Annotated in this window: 14 protein-coding genes; 7 read left to right on the plus strand and 7 right to left on the minus strand. The window is 36.3% G+C overall.

The genetic code is table 11. The annotated features are described in order from the left end of the window. Positions 1-34: 34 nt before the first annotated feature. The 7 genes from J0871_RS04450 to J0871_RS17270 all read left to right on the plus strand — a co-directional run bounded on the left by J0871_RS04450 (position 35) and on the right by J0871_RS17270 (position 6,307). Complete coding sequence (locus J0871_RS04450) at positions 35-1,411, plus strand: ATP-binding protein (protein WP_208223759.1); 1,377 nt, start codon at positions 35-37, stop codon at positions 1,409-1,411. 440 nt (positions 1,412-1,851) lie between these two features. Then, positions 1,852-2,595 (plus strand): response regulator, encoded by a 744-nt coding sequence (locus J0871_RS04455; RefSeq protein WP_208223760.1) that lies wholly within the window; start codon positions 1,852-1,854, stop codon positions 2,593-2,595. A gap of 120 nt (positions 2,596-2,715) precedes the next feature. Further along, positions 2,716-3,483 carry a hypothetical protein gene (locus tag J0871_RS04460; protein ID WP_208223761.1) on the plus strand — a complete coding sequence of 256 codons (768 nt, stop codon included), beginning with the start codon at positions 2,716-2,718 and terminating at the stop codon, positions 3,481-3,483. A 14-nt stretch (positions 3,484-3,497) separates the two neighbouring features. Continuing rightward, on the plus strand, positions 3,498-3,908 hold the full coding sequence (locus J0871_RS04465) for a hypothetical protein (protein ID WP_208223762.1): 411 nt from the start codon (positions 3,498-3,500) through the stop codon (positions 3,906-3,908). Between the two features lie 16 nt (positions 3,909-3,924). Beyond that, positions 3,925-4,443 (plus strand): nuclear transport factor 2 family protein, encoded by a 519-nt coding sequence (locus J0871_RS04470; protein ID WP_208223763.1) that lies wholly within the window; start codon positions 3,925-3,927, stop codon positions 4,441-4,443. Positions 4,444-4,481: 38 nt separating this feature from the next. Further along, the gene (locus tag J0871_RS04475) at positions 4,482-5,420 is read left to right on the plus strand and encodes an NAD-dependent epimerase/dehydratase family protein (RefSeq protein ID WP_208223764.1); all 939 of its coding nucleotides are present in this window, start codon (positions 4,482-4,484) and stop codon (positions 5,418-5,420) included. 29 nt (positions 5,421-5,449) lie between these two features. Then, positions 5,450-6,307 (plus strand): nuclear transport factor 2 family protein, encoded by an 858-nt coding sequence (locus J0871_RS17270; RefSeq protein WP_243870384.1) that lies wholly within the window; start codon positions 5,450-5,452, stop codon positions 6,305-6,307. A gap of 27 nt (positions 6,308-6,334) precedes the next feature. Here the strand turns inward: J0871_RS17270 and J0871_RS04485 are convergent, their stop codons facing one another. From J0871_RS04485 to J0871_RS04515, 7 genes are all read right to left on the minus strand, one after another. Further along, positions 6,335-8,296: a histidine kinase dimerization/phosphoacceptor domain -containing protein gene (locus tag J0871_RS04485; RefSeq protein WP_208223765.1), complete on the minus strand. Its 1,962-nt coding sequence runs from the start codon at positions 8,294-8,296 to the stop codon at positions 6,335-6,337. A 94-nt stretch (positions 8,297-8,390) separates the two neighbouring features. Further along, positions 8,391-9,197: a helix-turn-helix transcriptional regulator gene (locus tag J0871_RS04490; protein ID WP_208223766.1), complete on the minus strand. Its 807-nt coding sequence runs from the start codon at positions 9,195-9,197 to the stop codon at positions 8,391-8,393. Positions 9,198-9,557: 360 nt separating this feature from the next. Further along, positions 9,558-12,035 carry a glycoside hydrolase family 9 protein gene (locus tag J0871_RS04495; RefSeq protein ID WP_208223767.1) on the minus strand — a complete coding sequence of 826 codons (2,478 nt, stop codon included), beginning with the start codon at positions 12,033-12,035 and terminating at the stop codon, positions 9,558-9,560. Positions 12,036-12,288: 253 nt separating this feature from the next. Continuing rightward, entirely contained in the window at positions 12,289-14,826 is a 2,538-nt protein-coding gene (locus J0871_RS04500) for a glycoside hydrolase family 9 protein (protein WP_208223768.1), read from the minus strand. Between the two features lie 222 nt (positions 14,827-15,048). Next, the gene (locus J0871_RS04505) at positions 15,049-15,930 is read right to left on the minus strand and encodes a DMT family transporter (RefSeq protein WP_208223770.1); all 882 of its coding nucleotides are present in this window, start codon (positions 15,928-15,930) and stop codon (positions 15,049-15,051) included. A 105-nt stretch (positions 15,931-16,035) separates the two neighbouring features. Then, on the minus strand, positions 16,036-17,874 hold the full coding sequence (locus J0871_RS04510) for a PLP-dependent transferase (protein WP_208223772.1): 1,839 nt from the start codon (positions 17,872-17,874) through the stop codon (positions 16,036-16,038). A 120-nt stretch (positions 17,875-17,994) separates the two neighbouring features. Next, entirely contained in the window at positions 17,995-18,927 is a 933-nt protein-coding gene (locus tag J0871_RS04515) for a DUF6807 family protein (protein WP_208223774.1), read from the minus strand. Positions 18,928-19,007: the final 80 nt, after the last annotated feature.

Consider the following 19,007-nt stretch of genomic DNA (forward strand, 5'->3'; position numbering starts at 1 on the left):
AAGCTTGTGGCATCCGAGAGCAGAAGTTCGGGTGATGAGGGTACATGGTACTGAAATTTTAACTGGCAAAAATTATAATGTAATTAATGATGAGATTGCAAGAGGTAATATTATTGAATTAATAAGTAATTCTTGGGAGTTACTAAAACCTCATTTAGTAGAAACAAAATTTGCAAAAGATGCTCTTTTTAGACAAAGGGTAATGTATCCTGAGGATGCTTGTAGAGAAGCTCTAATAAATGCTATTGCTCATAGAGATTATAGTAATGAAGGGCGAAATATTGAAATAAAAATTTTCAATGATAGAATGGAGGTAACATCTCCAGTTGGATTATTATCCAACCTTCGGGTTAAAGATTTAAAACGTTTAGATGGTGTTCACCAATCTAGAAATTCCTTAATAGCCAGAGTATTAAAAGAGATTGGTTATATGAGAGAGATGGGAGAAGGTATAAGGAGAATTTACCATTTAATGAAACAGAATGACTTAGTAGAGCCCGAAATCATTAATGAAACAAATCAGTTTACTATAGTTCTATATAGTGAATCAGTTTTTTCAAAAGAGGACCAGCGGTACATAGAGGCGTTTGAATTCCTAAGTCCCACTAGGGAAGAAATGCTTTTAATATTGTTAGGTAAAAATGGTGATTTATTGTCCCCTCAGATGATACATGATTACTTAGAACTTCTTGATTGGGATAATTACAGAAGAATAATTGAGAATGCCATGACTAAGGGCATCGTATATAATGCATTAAATGAAAGGGAGAAAACGCAAATTGCGAGTAAAAAGGGTATTTCAAAAAGAGATGTTAAAAGACTAAAAATTAGAACACCGAAAGAATGCGAAGAAGGTTTGAGAGAGTTATTTCAAGTACTTAATAATATAGGGAAAACAAATAAAATTAATAGAGACTATACATCGTCAATTCGAAAAACCTTGAATAAGGATTCAGTTTACTATCTAAGTTCAAGTGCTATGTATGTTAATCTTTTGAAAACTTTAAATCTTATAGATAATTCTAGTGCTCCTACCTTAATATTAAAGAGAATTTGGGGTGATAATAGTAAACAGGAAGATTCATTACCACAAAAACAGAATAGAACTACTCAAATAAAGAATAGTTTCGAGGATAGCAAAAATAACTCAAAAAATAGCAGTATAGATGTTAAGGATATTTATATTGAAAATTTAGATTATGAAACTTCCAAAGAAGAATTGATAGATCTATTTAGTGAATATGGTCAAGTCGAAAAAATACATATCCCTAGGGATTACAGAAGCAAAAAGGGAAGAGGTTTCGCGTTTGTTCAATTGAATAATATGGAAAATTCAGAATTAGCAATTCATTCTTTAAACAATACTAGTTTTAGAGACAGAATTATTAGATTAAATTGGTCTAACAATTAATAGATTGATTTTTATCATCCAATCTTTTATAAAGAGGTAATGTTTTCTATTCCGATCAATCATTTTAATTTGAAGAAAAGGCTGGTCTATATGATTTTACGTCAAAACTAGAAAAAATAAAATCGGTATTTAGTAGTTTTTTACTAAATTAGAGACTTAGGATCTTTTAAGATCATGCCATTATAGAAATAATTTCCTGTCCCCAGTTTTTATTAAGGCCTACCCCCTCAAAACCTACACAAATATCCTTTTGCTAGAAAAGATTTAAAAGAAGCACAATCTTAATTCAATTCTGGTAATTATACCTATCGCATAATTTTGTGAGAAAGTAAACTACTTCAGAGCAAGCTCACGAAGCAATAGGATTGAAAAATACAATTTGATTTCGAGACAAGCCGCGGAGCATTTAATCTCGAATATCGAGTAAATACTGGTGGTCAATGATTCAACCCATACAAATATTAATAGTTGAGGATGAAATGATCATTGCAGCTAATATTTCACTGCAGCTTACCGAAATGGGCTATGAGGTTTCTGGGATTATTCCGAAGGGAGAAGACGCCTTGCGATTTATTAAAAACAATCCCCTGGATATTGCCTTGATAGATATTCAGCTTAAAGGGGAATTAGATGGCATAGAAACCGCCCAAAAAATGCAGGATTTGCATTCTAATCTTGCCATTATTTATCTTACCGCAAATGCCGATGAAGCAAATTTCAACAGGGCAAAAGAAACCCATCCCTTTGCTTTTATATCTAAACCCTTTAAAAAATTAGATCTGCAGCGAAGTATAGAACTCACCATAAGTCAGTTAAAATGTAATATCGTCACCTCGCCAGGAAATAAGGTTGAAGATGCTACTTTTATTCTCAAAGATTGCCTGTTTGTAAGGCACCAGGATACTATGGTAAAGGTAGATATTAAAGCTATTAAATACATAGTGGCAGAGCGTAATTACTGCCGTATTTTTTCGGCTGAAAAAGAATATTTACTGGTCACAACCCTTAAAGAAATGGATAAAAAACTTCCTCCAAAACATTTCCTAAGAATCCATAGGTCCTATATTATTAACCTTTCCAGAATAGATGAAATAGCAGGCACTCACGTGGTTATTTCTAAAAAAGCTATTCCTATGGCCAAAGATAAACGGCCAGAACTTTTAAAAAGACTGCAGACCATTTAGACCTTTGATCAAAAATAATGGCGTTTAGGACAGTTTTTTAGCATGCTCATCCTAACTTGCTTTATTTCAGTTTTTTACGGTAGTATATTGTTCTTGTAATTAATTTAAAATCAAGAAATTATGAAGACCGTAAAATTTATTGCCCTTTTTGTAGCAATTGTATTGTTGAACACCAATGAATTATTGGCACAAAATGGAAGCACTACTCAGGCATTCTGGATACACGAAGATCAGGTAAAACCTTCTATGCTAAAAGAATATGAAGCCGTTACCAAAGATTTTATTAAAGCCTGCAAGAAACACAATCTTAAAGATGCAGACTGGACTACAGCGCGTATTGACGGAGGAACCTATTTAACTATTGCTCCCATTAATAGTATGGCCGATTTTGACAAAAATCCTATGGCGCCTTTAGCCGAAAAAATGGGAGAAGAAAACTTCAGGGCCATATTTAGTCGGTTTGATAAATGCTACGATACCCACCGCAATTATATGGTGCATTTAATAAACGATATGTCTTATATGCCCAACGGCCTTACCACAAATACCGAGGGAGAAGATTACAGGAAATGGCATTTCTTTCACGTGACACCACAAAATGTTGCAAACCTTAGAAACAAGATGAAGGAGATTCAATCTCTTTACGAAACAAAAGGTGCTAAACAATATTTTAGAATTTATCGCAATGGTTTTGGAAGTACTGGAGATTATTATCTCGTGGTAATTTCAGCAAAAGATGCGCAATCTTATGCTAAAACTTCTGAAGAAACAGATAAACTACTGGGAGAAGAAGGTGAGAAATTATTTAATGATCTCATGCAATACGTGCATAAATATGAATCTAAAACAGGCCGTATGCGTCCAGATCTGGCTTACACCTCCAATTAATTAAATAAACAGCTATGAAAATCTTACACCTCTATTTCATCTCATTACTTATTGGTTTGTTTACTTCAAACTACTTGATGGGGCAGGAGAATATTGATCAGGATTTGGTAAAACAACTCTATGAAGTTCTGCAAAATAAGAATGCAACGTCAAATGAAATTGCCGCACTAACGAACAGTATAGATTGGGATGAAATAGAAAGTGTAAAGAATAGCAATTACAATATTACGCTTAGCGGAATTATAAAAAATGAATGGCAAAGCATTCTATTTAAGGACCTCAATTTTCAGGTATCTGGTAAAAATAAGGTTTTGGTAACCGGAATAGTGAAGGGTCGCAAAGCATCAGAATGTGAATATATCTATACAAGATTTAAACATTCCTGGTCTTTAAAGCAAGGTAAAATAATAGGTTTCCTGGAATAATTAAAAATATAAAGTCATGAAAGAGTTAATGTCATTAGGAGTTACAATAGTCATATTTATAGCCTGTAGCCAACAAACCACACGCTACACTCAGCAATCACCCGAAATAGAGACTTACAAACAAGTACTGGAAGATTATGAAGATAGAGATTGGGACGCTATGGTAGCGCATTATGCCGATACCGCTAAAATAATGAACAATGTAACAGAGGAAGAAGGAAAAAACCTGACACAATTCTTAGCGGAAAACAAGAAAGATGCCTCTCAATTTTCTAGCTGGGATTTTGTAGACGATGCGTCAGAATATGAAATGATTGTAAACGATGAAGGCGAAACCTGGGTGAACTTTTGGGGCCTTTGGGAGGGCACTTATAAAACAAATAATAAAGTGTATCAAATTCCCACTCATATTACTGCCCGGTTTGTTAACGGGAAAATTGTAAGAGAATTTGGTTACTGGGATGTTTCAAAAATTATAAAGGATATCCAGCAGGGAAATGAATTAAGTTCTTCAGAAGAAAGAACGGGGAATTAACTGTTAATACAGTTATGACTTACTAAAATGCTATGATGATGAAAACGGTGGGAATTATAGGCGGTTCAGGCTTTATTGGAAGCTACATAACCAGGAAATTTTTGGAAGAAGGTTACGAGGTAAAAGTCTCGGTAACTAATATTCATAAAAGCGAAAAATATCAGCATCTTTTTGATCTTCAAAATTCAGAAAACCTCAACATCAGGGCTTTTAAGTTGGAAGACCTGGATCCGTTAAAAGATTTTATAAAAGATTGCGAGATCGTAATTCACAGTGGCACTCCCTTTCAACTGGATGTAAAAGACCCGCAAGCTGAACTTTTTGATCCTACTATAAAAGGAACCCAAAATTTTCTTGAAGCAATAAGAGAAACTTCAAATATTGAAAAAGTAGTTTTTATTGCATCTGTTGCAGCCTGGAACACCAATTTCCCAATGCCAGCAGGCGGCAAAAGCTTTTCCGATACTTTTGATGAAAAAGAGGCCAGGTACACCAGTGAAGATAGCCATCCATACTCTCAAGCCAAATTTATTGCCAACCAAGTCGTTGAGAAATTCATCGCAGACAACCCAGAACTTCCATTTGAAATTTGTTCTGTTTCCCCCGTAATGGTTATGGGCAAATCTTTGTCTAATAGAGAAGACTCCACCTCTACAGGCCTGCAATTTCTTATAAAAAACAAATTAGCGCCAGATGATTTTATTCAAAGACTCTACGATAATAATGTTCCTTTTGCCGTGGTAGATGTTGAAGATGTGGCTAATGCCACCTACCAGGCGGCCACGAAAAATGGGTTACACTGCAAAGATTATCTTTTAACGAGTGAAACATATAAAGTGTGGGATATTCACCAAATGTTGAATCATAAAGAACCCAAAGAAAAAGCACAAGTCGTCTATAAAAACGATCTCGCAAAAACAGATTTAGGAATTCAGTTCAGGCCCGTAAGAGAAACCCTAAGAAGTTATTCTGAATGAAAAATTACCGAATTTAAAACATATTAATTATGAAAACACTTAAAAACCAGGCTATTTTACTGGCCGTATTTTTAGCGACCATTACCGCTTTCGGACAGGAATACGAAGAAAGTCAAAAAATAGATTATAAAACAGGTAATCCGGCTAATTGGCCAGCTGAACTGGATGCTGTGATAGCTGCTCCAAATAATCATAAAATATTATTAGAGAATGACCAGGTAAGGGTACTTGAAGTTTATTTGGCTCCGGAAGAAAAAGAACCGCTTCACCATCACAAATGGCCAAGCGTTTTATATATCCAGGAAGCCGCCGACTTTATTGACTATGATAGTAATGATAAGGTTATTTTTAATACTCAAAAACTTCCGGAACCATTAAGCTTTCCGCTCACCATGACCAAAGAACCGGAAGCACCGCATTCTGTCGTGAATCTTAGCAAGACAAAGCCAATACGTCTCATCCGGGTGGAAATGAAACCTGAAAGTACAAATCAAAATACAGGAATTATTGATGGGCTCTATAAGTCTTTTGGCGAGGGTGATATTCCATCTGTTCTGGAAGCAATGGACGAAGAAATTATATGGAACGAAGCCGAAGGTAATGCTTATGCCGATGGCAACCCATATATAGGTCCGGAGGCTATTTTAAATGGAGTTTTTGCAAGAGTTGGAGCAGAACACGAATACTTCAAACTTGAAGACATCCAACTACATGAAATGAGCAACAATCAGGTATTGGCTACCTTGCGATATAATGCTAAAGTTAAAGAAACCGGAAAAACTTATAATGCACAAGTTGCTCACCTTTGGACTTTAAAAGATGGAAAAGTTAGTGCCTTTCAGCAATATGTAGATACCAAAAAATTAAATGATGCTATGAGCAAATAGTAATTAAAACATTTTTTCTACGGCAAATCAAGGAAACCTGTGCGATTTAAAATTGAATAAATATTGAGTGCCAGAAGTATAAATTACCTGCATCGTCCCATCTAATTGTCGGGTAAGCAACTCGATGAGTGTTTTTCCGAATCCGGTTCCTTTAACGGGTTCACCTTCGGTTTGCCCAATACCATTATCTTTTACCAGCAGCTGCAACTCGTTAGCCGATTTTTTATCTAAATCTATAGTAATCTCCCCTTCTTGATTATTCGGAAAAGCATATTTGAGGCTGTTTGTTAATAGTTCGTTTACTATTAATCCCAAAGGCACCGCAGTGTCTACATCAAGATGCAATTCAGGCATTTTATAGTTGATCTTAATACGTTCTTCTTCCCCAAAGGAATCCAGGATATGGTTTCCAAGATTTAAGAAATAATCTTTCATTTCAATAGAAGAAAGATGATCATTCTGGTATAAACGCTGATGAATTATACTCATAGAATATACCCTGTTCTGGCTCTCTTTCATCGCACTCACAACATTAGGATCTTTAATTTGTGCTGTTTGTAAAGCCAAAAGGCTGGAAACCACTTCAAGATTATTTTTTACCCGGTGATGAATTTCTTTTAGTAAAAATTCTTTCTCCTTATTCTGTTTTCTTAATAGTTTATTTTTCTTTCGATTATTGCTAAAACTAACAAATAGCACCAATAAAATCAGGAACAACAAGCCGGCAATTAGACTAATAAGATTTTGACTCGTTTGCTGTTGTAATAACCTTGTTTCCTGAAGTTGAATAGTATTTTCCTTTTGAGCTACATTAAATTCGGTTTCTAACTGAGAGATACGTTGATCTGCTTCTACGGTGAATACAATTTTATTAAGGGAATCATATTCAGAAAATGCTTTATACGCTTCCTGATACTGTTCATTTTTCGCATAAGCTTCCCCAAGACTATTATAGGCTTTGCTTAAGAAGAAACCATCTCCAAAGCTTGGTGTAGCCACCTCGATAGATTTTTTAATATTAGTTATTGCAGCAGGATAATTTTGGTTCTGAATTTGTAACTCTCCAACCGAAAGGTAAGAACGCATTAGCATAAAAGCATTATCAAGAAGATAGGCGTACTTTATGGCATTTTTACCGGCTTCTTCAGCGCTTTTAAATTCATTCAAAAATGCATAAAGATCTACAAGGGAAATGTAAACATCGCTTAGATTATTATAAAAACCATAACGTTCACCAATTTCTATAGAACGTGTATAGTACTCCATTGCTTTGGTGTATTGTTTAAGTTTTAAATAATTATTTCCAACCACGTAAAGCGTAAAATCATAGTCAAGATTTACTACATTTCTTTCTTCAAAAAAGGAAAGTGATTTCAGGCCATACTCCAAACCTTCCTCATATTTTTCCTGCTTCCAAAACAAATTGCTTAAATCGCTGTAAGCAATTCCAATTGCTTTATTATTATTTAATTTTTCTCCCAGGCGCAAAGTTTCGAGGGCAAAATCGGCAGCTCTTCCTAGTTGTCCACGGCGTTCGTAAACATAGCCTAATTGTGTATTAAGAAATGCAAGGTCACTTTCTGTTACTTTGGCTTCAGCTTCTTTGAGGACTGCCTCTGCTTCATCTAATTTTTCCTGGCGCAATAGAATAGCAGCCTGGGTGATTTGGAATCTTCCATTCCAAAGCGAATTATTATTTTCTAAAGTAAGTGCCAATCCTTTTTCGGTAAACTCCAGGGCAGTGCTGAGGTTCCTGGTATGCCAGTAATAAGCCAGATCGTTTAAAACTTCAAACTTAAGAGTATCTGATTCAATTTTCTCTAAAGATTCTTCTAGCTCTTTCAAGTAAGAAAGGCCAAAATCATCGGTTTTTACAAAAACCTTTTTGTATGGATCGGGTTTACTAAAATCGAAGATTTGCCCATAAATTGATGGACTAAAAAGCACTAAAAAGAAAAGCGCTAAAAATAATTTTTTCTCCAGAATCAAGGATCGTAATATTGAGATATCCTTATAAATATAAGACTAAATAACTGTTTGTGAGAACTTTATTGATATAAAAATTAATTGTGTAAAACTGTTTTCAACTCAATACCGGGGAAATTATTCCGGTAGTAAGACATTTGGCAACAAGTTCAGTAGTATTTCTGCAACCGCTTTTTTGTAGTACGTTTCTTCTATGGGTTTTAATGGTGTGCGGGGAGAGGTTCATTTCGGTGGCTATTTGTTCAGCATTTAAGCCCCTGGATAATTTACAAACTATAGCTTTTTCTTTTTCGGTGAGAAATTCTGAAAAACAGGTATCTGCACTTTCGCCGGGCTCAAATGTACCTTTAGAAATATCTATATTATAATAAGATTTTCCGCCGTTTATATGAATAAATGAAACTGTATTGGTGCTGGTCACTTTAAGGTGAGAAACATCGGTTGGAATGCACAATACATGTTCTGGGGTTCCATTTTCTAATACACTTAATGGGAATGCCTGGTACAACATAGTTCGTGTTTGTCCACAGGCATTTTTCATTCTATAAGAAAACATATTTTTATAGTTTAATACATCTTCTTTATCAAGAAATTCGGTATAAAAATTATTGATGACTTTGCTCTTAAGGCTTATAATTTCAATTTCTTCGGGGATCACGGTTTGCAATAAATCCTGTAGCGTAATTTCTCCGGCCTTTTTATTTACAAAACGTTCTACCGAATTAGAAACATATTCCAATCCAAAATTATGAAGGTTTACAATATATAAATAGGAGTCTCCCGGGGCAAAAATAGCGGCAAATCTTTTAAATTCTTCAGAGATTTCAAACGGCCGATACTCTTTTACCTGGCGGGAATACATTTCCTGCCAGTAAGCTGAGATTTTTTCGAAATCCTTTTGCATAAAGTGCGATTGTTTAATCACATTAAATATAGGAATTTTCCTTATTTACCTTAGTCTTTTCAAGTTTCGTGAGAGAAAATTATATAAATGAAAAAACCTCCACGGAAATCCTGAAGGTTTTTGCGTCAAATACTTTTTAATGGTATTAGAAATTAGATACTCATAAATGTTAATCCCCAAATCAAACATTTAAGAAGTTAGCCCTACCAAATCTTCTTTGAACTAATCTGCTATTACAATTAGTAATTTGACAAGGCTAAGATAGAGACAGAAAATAATTTATAAAATACCACTTTAAAGGTAATTTATTAGATAATTGAGATTTGAATGTTCTAAGCTTTTTACCGTGGGGTTTTCCAATTATTCGTTTAATAATTTATCGGCTGCCAATACTAAAAACAGGTAATCTGTAGTACCACCGCCTAAAACATATTCGGTTTGTTGCCAAAGAAAAGGCCATTCCAGCAATTCAGGAAAATCAGGACGAATTAATGCCGTTCCTGAGCCAATTCCGCCAGGAGTAAAAGAGAAATCGCCCCGGTTCATTCCATAAGCCTGGGTTAAGGAGCGAGAACCCACCCCTGATGCAAAAGAAGATGTATTTACACCGGGATGCGTCCCTAAAACAAAATTGAGCGCGTTTAGCATATATTTCTTCGGAAAGATTTCAGGAAAAGCGGTATGTAAAAAATACTGTTTCATCCCAAAATTCTGAATTCCCCATCCTGCACCCCAAATATCGGGTTCATAAGGCATTCCGTAGGGAGTTTGTGCTCCTAATTTTTCTACTTCCTGGTAATAATCTTCTACAGAAGCTTTTATTTTATTTCTGAAATTTTCATCCTGAATTTCATCAAAAACGGGTGCGAGAACCCAGCCGGTTTGCGCAATATTTTCAGCAAAAATTTTAGTATTTTCTTTTATGAAATCTTCATATTTCGCGTCAGAAGTACTTCTAAAAAGTTCTACACTTAAGCTGAGTTTGTGCACGGGATTATCTGTAGAGGTAGTTTCCCAGGTTTGTTTTGCGATTTCCAGGGCATCTTCAGCCAGGTCAGGATTAAAATCTTTTAGAGACCTGTAAGTGGCAGCCAGGGCCGATGCACTTTGTAATTCCCTACGCGGATTTTCTTCGGTAAACACCCAGCGATCATCTGGCGCACCTTCCTGGCCTAACGGAATTTCTTTTGAAGTACTGGTTTCTTTATAAATCTCACCATCAGAATGGTTTACCGGGTCGCCCAACAAAACATATTGATTTAAAGTAGGCACAATCACCCCGCGATAAAACCGGCCCAAAGATTTATAGCCATTTACAATATGTATGGTGCCGTGTTCTATTTGCTGAAGAAAATCTGGCTTTCCGTCGGGTTGTAAAATATCTACGGTTTTGGTTTCCTGGTTTATGGTGGTATTATCATAATCTTCCTGGAAAATCTCATAAATATGTGAAAGTCCGTGGATGGTAGAAGCCTGGGATTCTATTCTAAGATCGTAATCTCCGGCATCGTGCCAACCACCGGCATCTAGCCCCGGTACATGTTCGCCAGGTTCAAAATTGGTAAGGGTTTCAGGGCCTTGCAGGTATCCATCAAAATGATTGGTATCTACCGGCGCCATTCTCGCATCGTCTAAATGACAACGGCCATGCCATATTTTATATCTATCGTTTACCAACATATGGCACATTTGCACCGGTAAAAAATATTCTAAAGTGGGTTGCCAAACCTCACGTTTATAAACATCTTTGCTAATTTGAAAAGCTTCAGTAGTATAATCGCCGTATTTTACAACATACATTCCCGGTTCTTTAATTTTGGTAAAATCCAGCTGATAATATTTATACCTGAGGAATTCCCCCCAATTTGAAGGATTTTCTGAAAGAACCTCGGTAAAACCACCTTCATTATTTATCCGTAATAATTTCGCTTCTTTCAGGTTAGTATCATTTTTATCGGTTTCTATCACGGCAATTTTTTCCTGGGCGGGATGATAACCCACCTGGGAGATTTGAACTACGGGATCGTATGTATAATCTTCCAGGGTGTTTGGAGTAATAAGCCATTCAATAGCATTTTTGGTGGCTCCTGAAGGTACTAGTGACCTAACCACAAACCAGCCATTACTATGCTGTGCACGGCCATCTATTAACTCTAAATTATTTTCTTTTAAGTTTTCAATTTTTAAAGTTTGCCTGGGCGTCCCGGGGGCAATTACCAATTCTTTTCCCGCAGCCATAGGCTTTATTTGATATTCATCGTCATCATCATAAGATCCCGGGCCATTTGCCTGGCGGTTAAAAAGACCAAATTCATTATCCATATAATAGGATTTTCCGAAAAGGTAACCGGGGAAGAATTCGATATTCATTCCCACTTTTCCAATCCATTCTTCAGGCAAAGCTTCATCCAGGTCTACTACGATTTTAAAAGATTTTCCCTGCGGAATTATTTTCAGGTTATAAGAAAATTCCAAATCGGGATATTCAATAGGATTAAAGCCTGTTCGGTTTTTGGCTTCATCGGGATAAGCCATTTTCACACTAATATTATTATTTTCCCTATTTACAACCCGTTCCCCAACTTTTGGTACCGGTTGCCATTGCCCTGGGGTAGGCTCCAGGCGTAAATCTCCGTTGGTGGCAACTCTAATTCCATTTTGAATAATTCCTACACCGCCCTGATGACTTTCCGGATAAAAATCGTGCGCAAGCATGACGTTGAGACCGCGCATTTCAAGATATTCCTGCTCATTAATTTTTAAACTGTCTCCCTGGTTTTGGGCAAAAATTGTTGTTATTGAAAAACAAATTAGAAAGGAAAGTAATAGTGATTTCATATTGTTGAAGTTTGGCTATAAACTATAGAAAAAGATCTATAGGTTAGTTGGTAATTTTTAATTCTTGATCTTTATTTTAATCTAAAAGCTATTCTTCTTTTGAAATTAATGAAAAAACGGAAGAAGAGCTAACAAAGCGTTTATATTCTGAATATTAGGACATTATAAGTAGTTAAATATTCATTTGAATAATAGGAGTAAAAAGAGGAGACCGTTTAACTTTAACTAACAGCCTCCTTTTTGAATCAGTAGCTTATTTTTCGTTCAGGAGTTCATTTGTGGCATTAACAAGAAAAATATAGCTTGCTCCAATATCTACTATATATTCATTTTCGCCCCAGAAAAAAGGCCAGTTTTCCTTATTTTCGGGAAAATCAGGATTCATCAATAAAATGCCCGGTACAATTCCTCCCGCAATAAAACTGAAGTCTGCCCGGTTACTACCGTAGGCAACTTTTTTAGTTTTTGTCCCCACTCCCGAAACAAAAGAGAGATTAGAATGCGGATGTCTTCCAAAAATATAATGTAATCCCTTAAATACATGTTCTTTATCTACCAGGTCTGGATATAATTTATGCGCCCTGTAATTTGCGATGGCAAAATCAATAATCCCGTGATTTCCACCCCAACCCGGTCTGCGAAACATAGGTACACCGTAGGGATTGTCTTTTTCTAACTGGTCAATTTCATCAACATATTTTTGAACATAAGTTTTCAGTTTTTTATTGAATTTCTCATCCATATGAGGCGCGGCATGTAATGCAATATCTATGGTTCTGTCCAGACTTTCATCCATCGCTTTCCAGATTTTTTCTTCAAAATCTTTGGCATATTTTTCCTCTTTAGTACTTACGTAAAGCTGCCTGGAAGCATTCATTTCACTAAGCTTTAGAAAACGTGCAAAATAGCCGGAAGAGGCTTCCTGCGTGGGCATATTTTCATTTTCCTCCCATAGTTTCTTTGCTAATTCAATGCATTCTTTAGATAAAGAAGAATTGTAATCTTTCAACGCCCGGCTTGCTGCAGCTAATGCACCGGCGGTGCGGTAATCCAGGTAAGGAGAACGCTCTGTAAAAACCCATCTATCATCTAAAGTACCGCTAGACAAACCATCGCTCTCAAACGGTTCCAAATCGGGATTGTAGGGTAGGTTATCAGTTTCTGTAGAGGCATCTCCAAGATGATGGTACTGATGCAGGTTAGGAACCACTATTCCACGTACCGGATGCCCTATATTATTAATTTGAGCCACAAGATTTAGGGTGCCGTGTTCAATTTGCTGCAGGATATCTATTTTTCCATCAGGCCTATGAATATCTACATAACGATTTTCCTGATTAATATGGGTTTGATCGCGTTCCAGCCCAAATTCTTCCCAGGATGCAACAAGATCGGTAATAGTGAGACAATGTGTGCCCGTTTGGATGTCGTAATCTCCTGCATCAAACCATCCGCCTACATCCAGTCCGGGAATATGTTCATAGGGTTCAAATTTAGTATCGGTAGAAGAGCCCATACTGTAGCCATCAAAATGTTCCTGATCCAGCGGGGCTTGTATGGCATCATCCATAAATGGTCTGCCGTGCCATGTTCTATAGGCTTCATTTACCTTCATATGATCCATTTGTACGGGGAAAAATACATCCAGGGTTGGATGCCAGGCCGTTTCATAAACCTGCTCACTAATAGGAAATGTATTTGTTTTTTGATCTCCATATTTAATAAAATAAATCCCGGTTTCCGTGATATCAGAAAAATCAAATTCAGCATAATTATACCTAAAATGTTTTCCCCATTCGGCCACTTCTTTACTAGATTTTTCGATTGTTTTTCCCTCAGAAGTTACCTGATATAAGGAAGCAGTTTGCAGTTGATTATCATTTTCGTCCAGTTCTATAATGGCAACCTTTTCCTGGCTTGGATGGTAACCTACCTGGGAGAAGCCAATATTTGGATCGCGTAACCAGTTGGATACCGTGTTGGCTTCTAAATGCCATTCTAACACCTTTCCGGTCTTATTTGCCGGTAGTATACTGCGGGTAACAAACCAGCCGTTTTGAGCCAGGCTTCTTCCATCAAATAATGAAATTTCGGTTTCTGAAGTAATTTCTACGTGGTGATAAGGATCTTCGGGTGCCAGAATAATGGTGTTACCACTGGCAAGGGGTTGGGGTACTATAAATTCTTCTTCCCCACGGGTGTCCAGGGTAGAATGCCCGGCAAACTGCGGTACTTTTTCACTAATGGGTTTAATCTTAGTATTACCTGATGGGTAAAGGGGAAAAATACCGGGATTACCATTTACCAGGTAGGATTTTTCAAAATAAGCAGCTGGGAGAAATTCTAAATTAAATCCTGCTTTTCCTTCCAGGTTTTCAGGAAGAGGTTCATCCAGATAAACAGAAATATTTATTCTTTTTCCTTCGGGTTTAACAATGATTTTTGATGTAAATTCTAATTGCTCATACCTGGTAGTTACTTCTACGGTATTGGTACTACGATCTACCTTTCGTTCTAAAAGTGAAGGTACGAGATCCCATTGTTCGGGGGTATTTTGTAGTCTTACAGCACCTCCGGTACTGCTTCTCATCCCGTGATGAATTAGTTCAATTCCTGCGTTTTTCTCATCAAAAAAGAATCCGTTATACTCGTTACTAAAAACAAGGACATTGAGCCCCCGCGTTTCAAAATATTCTTTTTCGTTAAGCTCAAGTTGAGCAAATATTTGGCCGGTACATAAGCTGCAAAAAACAATGAGTAACCAATTCTGAACTGAGTAATTTCTATGCATAAGTGTTTAGTTTTTATAAAAGTATAAAATAATTGTTAAATACACACTTTATTATTTTTCAGTTAAAAAGAATGGGAAAAGCAATAATTTTTTTGAAGATTTAATGAGTGAAAAAAGAAGGTTCTCAGTTAAAAAAATAGACCGGAGTTGTGTTTTAGTGGAAAGAGAATTTTAATTATTCAGCAATTTTATAAAGAGAGAGGTATATAGGCTGGTGAAACTTTAGTTTGACCGGGAAGTTAATATTACACCCAAAAATACTACGCTTAAGCCAACAATATCCATAATCCTAATAGTATCACCAAAAGCTATCCAGGCCATGAGCATGGTCACCGGCGGCCCCAGGTAAAATAAACTCGCTACCCGGGTGGCGTCAAGTCGTTCAATTAACCGCCACATGAGAATATAGGCGCCGAGGGAGACAGCCAGAATGAGCCATATCATAGCAAAAGTAAATTCAGAAACCCATTCTACAGCTAATTTTTCTACAAAAATTGAAGGGATAGCTAAAGCCAGCATAGTGGCCAGACTTTGATAGAAAAGAGTCTGGTCTAGTGGTAGTTTCTCGTTCTTATCATTTATCTCCATTTTACGCTGAATTAATGTAGCAATAGTGATTCCTATAACAGATCCTAAAGGAATTAGATATCCAAAAATTGAACTTGAATTGCTAAAATCTATTCTAAAAGCTACGGTTAATACTACACCTAAAAAACCTAATATTAATCCCCACCATTGATATTTATTGGTTTTTTCATTAGTAACATAACCCGAGAGAGCACCGGTGGCTAATGGCTGCAATGCGACGATGAGGGCTACAATCCCAGCCGGCACTTCTTCTGCAAGCGCAAGTAAAACGCAGGTTAGCCATACTCCATGCGCCAGGAAACCAATAAGCATATTGAGGGACACCGCTTTAAAACCTACCCATTTCAATCTATTTCTGAAAAGAAGGTAAAGCAATAATAATACGGTTACTGCGAGATATCTTAGGAAGATTAAAGTAAAAGGCCCGGTATAAGGAAGTCCATATTCAGCTCCTATAAAACCGGAGTTCCATAATAAAACAAAGCCTACAATTAGTAAAATTGTACTTCTTTTCATCGTAGCGGTTTTCCTATAGCGTGGCGCTTTAACCATTGAAAATACACAGTTTTTAGCTAACTCACAATAGAAAAAATAGGGAAGTCTTAAAAACCTCCCCTAATTCTAAATTTGCTCAACGAAATCTAAAAAGACTTTTTTATGAAGCTCAAGATCCAAATCTGGAGAGACAGATACCCGGGCTATATAATCTTTGTCGGCTTCTTTAGTTGTTCCCTGGGTAGACGTGGCAGGAATTGTCCAGTAACAACCTTTTAACTGTCCATAACTTACACAATATTTACTCTCGTTAGGGATCTCACTAATCATCATATTAATTAGCTTTTGATTTAATTCCCGTTTATATACTTCTCGCTCTTCGTGGGTATTTCCTTTTGTAGGAAGATCTAATGAAAATACAGAGGGAGTAAAACCTTGCTCAGCTAATTCTTCTGATACAAAATTTATTTTCGCCGCAGGTAAGGTCTCCCTGATAAAGTTTACAAATTCACGTGTATTCTTATAGGCATCTGCAATTCTTTGATTCATTGAGGGTAATTGCTCTGCTAATATTTCAACCTGAAGGGTCGTAGCTTCATTATCACAAAGTATAAGATGCTTATCTATTTTGCTCAATAAATTTTCAGCTTTTTGATTGGCAACACAGTAACCGGCAGTACATTTTCCGCCACTTGGAAATTTAGATCCACTAACATATGAAATTGTTCGAATAGAAGATAATATTCCATCTTCGGCTAAAAATTGTACGTTAGGACAAAAGGTTTGATCCAAAATAAATACAGGATCTATAGCCGTTTCGCCACTGGCGGTTTTACGTTTTTTGCTTAAAGCCTCTCTTAATTTTTCCAGGTTAGGAACTTCAACCCTGGGATTGGTAGGGATTTCAGCAATAATATAAGGAACGGCATCTTCTTTGGCAACCTGCTCCAAAACCATATCAGTACTTTGTACCATATCGTTATCACCGTCTACCGGTAAATCTACAATGTCTACATTTTCCAGGCTGGCAGCAACCCGTCTTGCCTGGTCGTTTGTGCCACCATAGCAATTTGGAGGAACAACAATTTTAATGGTTTTTCCAGGATGTTTCTCCTGGGCCTCATCAATAAGTCCCATCATAATTGCATATTGCATTGAGAGTCCGCAGGAGGCAAGTAACGCATTGGAATTTGTTCCCGTAATTTTTTGGATGGACGCAATTACACTAGCTTTATTGTTTTCAATGTCGTTGTGGTTAGAAGAAGGTTTTCCTGCTAATTGCTTTAAAGCAGAAAAAGAATCTGCCGGGGTCATAGCAATACTTTCTCTTCTCCTTACGTGTTGTATTTCAGAAATATACGACTCATTTTCTTCGCCATTTACCAGTAAAATACTTCCAGTATTTGGATAAGTATTAAGCCAAAAGTCGATATTTGGGTTCAGATCAACTTTGCCAATTTCTTCTTTTTGTGAAATAAATATAGTGCTCCCGTTAAATTCAGAAATCTCTTCAGCGTTTTTTACCTGTTTTAATTCAAAATTATATCCGTACACATTTTTTAGCGCTTCTGTATCAAAAAAATCCGGTAACGAATTGGTATAAACGATCTGTGTATTTTTATTGTCGAATAGATTTTTTCTTAAAACCGCTAAAACAGGCATCGTTCTTGAAGAAAAACTGATAATATTTTCGGGCTTGAGATTATTTAATTTAGCAATTCCCCATTCCAGAACAGATGATAAGGGGTGACCTAAACGAATATAATCGAAAGCAGTGGGTAATGCTTTAAGTGATGAGGTTTCAGCATTGTTAGCAGCAAATAGGGTTTCAAACTTTTCAAGAAATTCAGTTTTCGCCAATTTTTCATTATAAATATCTAATCTATGGGTGGTTAGTTTCAACCAATCATTGGGTACGTTTTTTATTACCTCTTCAATATAGTTTAGCACTTTCTGCTCTTTCATAACTTAACTTTTAGATAAGTTGGTAATATAAACTGCTTAATACAATTTTAAAAGTAAAAGCGATCGATTTTCTTAGTACCGTTATAATTCTTTTCTTAATTATACGGTAAAATTTGAATCTTATTTACCTCCCTGGAATTTTTTATAGTAATCTTCAATTTCAGAAATACTTAAATTCTTATGCACCAGAATTTGATTTCGAAATTCAAGTTTTTCCCCGTTTTTAATGGCTATTGGTTCGCGCCCGGGAAAAGCCATATTTTGCATGCTGTTGGCACTTCTTAAAATCCAGCCCTGGTAATTTGGTGATTTTTCGGGTTCACCCATAATCACAATTCCGCTAATTTTACCTAAATTATTAAAGCTGCCTTTTAGGTTAATCCAGGTGCCGGCCTGTACCGGGAGGTTTTGCGGGGTGACAATTCCGTTTGTAGATTCAAAAACCACATCTCCTGGTAATTTTAACCTGGGTGAAAACCCACCGTAGCCTTTTACATCTTCAGACCCTCCAATAGAAACTCCATCTTTTAAAGCCGTAAGTTCTATTTTAAAAGTCAGAGCATAGGTTTCCTGATTAAATCGCTCGTAAGTCAGCTCAAGATGCTCTTTTAATACAGCTTTTTTATCAGTTGCGCCAAACCATTTAATTTCAGATTTTAATGTGGCGGTTTTCTCGTTTACAAAGGTTTCTATAACTTCAGCTTCCCAATAAATCTCTTTACTTAACCAGGGATCGCCTACGCGTTTTCCTTCAGCATATAACTGGTGCCAGGACCAAAAAATGCCGTGATGATGTAAATGATCTTGAGGAAAATCTTCCGTAAGAACTTTTCCATTATTGCTATATAAAGGATGTATATAATTAGCTCTTCCATATTTACCGTCCAGGCTTTTTGTTTTTACCTGGTAAAAATATCGTGGCTTACTATCTTCAAGCAACAGCACTCCCTCAGTATCTTTCTTAAATTGCAACTCCTGGGAACATAAGTGCTGTTGTAAGCTTAGGAAAACCAATAAGCAGAATGCCCTATTGAAAAGGTGAAATTGATTCATACTTGAAAATTACTAAATTCCTCTATATTTTAAATTTAGTTAGACCCCATATTATTTAGTAATTTCCGTTTTTTGCTAAA

Source organism: Salegentibacter sp. BDJ18, assembly GCF_017579965.1.
Taxonomy (GTDB): domain Bacteria; phylum Bacteroidota; class Bacteroidia; order Flavobacteriales; family Flavobacteriaceae; genus Salegentibacter.

Excerpts from the sequence above, each read along its gene's own strand:
- J0871_RS04505 (WP_208223770.1), bottom strand. The coding sequence starts at position 15,930 with ATGAAAAGAAGTACAATTTTACTAATTGTAGGCTTTGTTTTATTATGG.
- J0871_RS04500 (WP_208223768.1), bottom strand. The coding sequence starts at position 14,826 with ATGCATAGAAATTACTCAGTTCAGAATTGGTTACTCATTGTTTTTTGC.
- J0871_RS04510 (WP_208223772.1), bottom strand. The coding sequence starts at position 17,874 with ATGAAAGAGCAGAAAGTGCTAAACTATATTGAAGAGGTAATAAAAAAC.
- J0871_RS04470 (WP_208223763.1), top strand. The coding sequence starts at position 3,925 with ATGAAAGAGTTAATGTCATTAGGAGTTACAATAGTCATATTTATAGCC.
- J0871_RS04465 (WP_208223762.1), top strand. The coding sequence starts at position 3,498 with ATGAAAATCTTACACCTCTATTTCATCTCATTACTTATTGGTTTGTTT.
- J0871_RS04455 (WP_208223760.1), top strand. The coding sequence starts at position 1,852 with ATGATTCAACCCATACAAATATTAATAGTTGAGGATGAAATGATCATT.
- J0871_RS04515 (WP_208223774.1), bottom strand. The coding sequence starts at position 18,927 with ATGAATCAATTTCACCTTTTCAATAGGGCATTCTGCTTATTGGTTTTC.
- J0871_RS04475 (WP_208223764.1), top strand. The coding sequence starts at position 4,482 with ATGAAAACGGTGGGAATTATAGGCGGTTCAGGCTTTATTGGAAGCTAC.
- J0871_RS17270 (WP_243870384.1), top strand. The coding sequence starts at position 5,450 with ATGAAAACACTTAAAAACCAGGCTATTTTACTGGCCGTATTTTTAGCG.
- J0871_RS04450 (WP_208223759.1), top strand. The coding sequence starts at position 35 with ATGAGGGTACATGGTACTGAAATTTTAACTGGCAAAAATTATAATGTA.
- J0871_RS04495 (WP_208223767.1), bottom strand. The coding sequence starts at position 12,035 with ATGAAATCACTATTACTTTCCTTTCTAATTTGTTTTTCAATAACAACA.
- J0871_RS04460 (WP_208223761.1), top strand. The coding sequence starts at position 2,716 with ATGAAGACCGTAAAATTTATTGCCCTTTTTGTAGCAATTGTATTGTTG.
- J0871_RS04490 (WP_208223766.1), bottom strand. The coding sequence starts at position 9,197 with ATGCAAAAGGATTTCGAAAAAATCTCAGCTTACTGGCAGGAAATGTAT.